General features: G+C 74.1%; 3 protein-coding genes. 1 reads left to right on the forward strand and 2 read right to left on the reverse strand.

Annotation, left to right across the window (positions count from 1 at the left end; translation table 11 throughout):
* Window positions 1-1,174 (forward strand): AgmX/PglI C-terminal domain-containing protein (locus G4D87_RS36825; protein WP_163787450.1); only part of this gene is annotated, 1,174 nt, incomplete at its 5' end.
* 4 nt (window positions 1,175-1,178) lie between these two features.
* Here the strand turns inward: G4D87_RS36825 and G4D87_RS36830 are convergent.
* Window positions 1,179-1,424, reverse strand: coding sequence for a DUF3006 domain-containing protein (locus G4D87_RS36830; RefSeq protein ID WP_163787451.1), 246 nt, complete (start codon window positions 1,422-1,424; stop codon window positions 1,179-1,181).
* A 13-nt stretch (window positions 1,425-1,437) separates the two neighbouring features.
* Window positions 1,438-2,318: ComEC/Rec2 family competence protein (locus G4D87_RS36835; RefSeq protein WP_371928658.1), on the reverse strand; the 881-nt coding region annotated here is incomplete at its 5' end.

The raw sequence follows: 2,318 nt of genomic DNA on the forward strand, positions 1-2,318 counted from the left end.
CATCGCGGCGCCGCCTCCGCCCGAGCCCGCACGTCCCTCGCGCGGCGCGCCCGCCCGCCGGGAGCCGGAGCCGCAGGCCTTCATCCCGGAACCCGAGCCGGAGCCCGAGCCTCGGCACGCCGAGCCCGAGCAGCCCTGGCCGGACGACGAAGACGAAGCGCCGGACAACACCTACTACGGTGACCCCCTGCCGCGCGCCCAGCCGCAGGCCCAGCAGCAGGCCCAGGTGACCCGCCGCGCGCAGCAGCCTCAAGCCGCCAACGCCGCGCCGCTGGACGACGCGCTGTTCTCCGACCTGGACCTGCCGGGCAACCGCGACGGCGGTGACGACGAGGCGCCCCAGGACGACGACGACGCGCGGGACTCCGACGACCGGCGGGCCGCGCTGGGCGACGAGGAGGACGACGACGGCAAGGCCGTGCAGGACACGCGTCACTTCGCCAAGAAGTCGGGCGTCACCCGCCGCAACCCCGCCTGGAAGTACGCCGTCTTCGCGTTGCTGCTGCTCATCGTCCCGCTGGGCCTGGCGTATGTCCTGTCGGAGACGCTGGGCGTGGTGCCGCTGCGCGTGCAGACGGTGGACGCCAGCGGCAACGCCGTGGAGCAGCCCGTCTTCTCGGCGGAAGGCGTGGGCGCGCTGCGTGACAAGCTGATGGGTCGGTCGCCGCCGCCCGCGCCCCCCAAGCCGCCCGCCGAGGGCAAGAAGCGCCCGGCCGCCGCGCCCGCCGACACCGGCGCGGTCGCGGACCCGGAGGCCGCCGCGGCGCCGTCCAAGGGGGCCCTGGAGGCCGTCTACGTGGACCCGGACAAGAAGGACGTGGACCCGGCGGTGCGCGGCGGCGAGGAAGTGGCCGCCGCCGACACCGAGGAAATCGGCGGCCCGTCCGACGAAGAGGTGGAGCGCGTGCTGGCGAAGACGCAGCCCGCCTTCCGGGACTGCGTGGAGGCCGAGCTGCGGAAGAACCCGTCCTTCAAGGGCGGGAAGGTGACGCTGACGGCCACCGTGGGCAGCTCGGGCACGGTGACGGCGGCCACGCTCGACCGCAAGGACCTGAACCGCAACAGCCCCGTGGGCACCTGCATCCGCGACCGCGCGAAGGGGATGGTCTTCTCCGCCTTCGCCGGCGAGGACGTGGACCTGGAGATTCCGCTGGTCCTCTCCAAGTCGATGTAGCCGTCTAGAGGTCGAAGCTCCCGGCCGGCGGCGGCTTCTTGCCGCGGGTCGCCTGCTCGCGGGCCCTGCGCACCTCCTCGCGCAGGGCCTCGGTGGCCTCCCGGTCCACCTCCAGGGTGTCGAGGTCGAGCACGTCTCCCTCGCGGAGGCCGGCGGGAAGCTCGCGCAGGAGGCGCGTCACCTCCCGGCCCTCCACCACCAGCACGGCGAGGTCGTCTTCGATGCGGTCCAGCGTGGCCCGGGTCGTCATGGGGCGTGGCTCCTCAGGGGTTGCAGTCCCGGGCAGGCCGCCGTCCGCGCGAGGCCTCTGCCCGGCTGGAGAAGGTCACCAGGTTCGATGATTTGATCTTCATGACGTTGCGGCAGCCGGGCTTGTGGAACACGTCGCTGCGGCTGCTGCCGACGTACGTCCCCACCTTCACTGCGCCCGAGTCAGAGGCGCCGCTACGCGAGCGCGAGCCCGCGCGCGAGGGCGGCGCCCCGTCGCCTGCCGGGTCGTCGAGGCTCAGGGTGTACATCTTCCCCGTGGGCGGCTTGCCCGAAGCGTCACGCGTGCCGGAGCGGCCCGTCGAGCGCCGGGAGTCCCCCGCGAGCGCGGCGTCCCGGGGCGTGGGCGTGCCCAGGCCCGGGTAGCTGTAGCGGGTGTCCTCCGGAACGCCGGCGGACAGCCGCTGCGGGGTGACGACGAGCGTCTTCCCATCGCTCACCACCTGCACCTCGCCGTGCATGTCGGTGCGGAACACCTGCGCGCCGGTGGCCTCCAGCCGCTTGAGGGTGACTGGCGCGGGGGCGCCAATCAGGTTGCCTTCGCCCGCGGAGATGACGGCGGCGCGGGCCCCCACGGCCGACAGGAAGGCAGCAGAGGTGGGCCCTTCGGTGCCGTGCGCGGCCACCTTGAGCAGCGTGGCCTGCATGGGGGCGTTGCGCGCCAGCAGGTGGTCCACCGTCCGGGCGTGCGCGTCCGCCATGAAGAGCACCGCGGTGTCCCCATAGGTGAGCCGGAGGATGACGGAGTTGGCCTCCAGCGCGGCCTCGGGCACGTCGAGCAGCGGCTCGGTGGGCGCGCGGGGCCACAGCACCGTGAGGGACACGCCCGCGCCCAGGGGCAGCCGCTGGAGCGCGTTGGGCGTGTCCCTCACGGTGC

The organism is Myxococcus vastator (assembly GCF_010894475.1).
Lineage (GTDB): Bacteria > Myxococcota > Myxococcia > Myxococcales > Myxococcaceae > Myxococcus > Myxococcus vastator.

Excerpts from the sequence above, each read along its gene's own strand:
- G4D87_RS36830 (WP_163787451.1), bottom strand. The coding sequence starts at position 1,424 with ATGACGACCCGGGCCACGCTGGACCGCATCGAAGACGACCTCGCCGTG.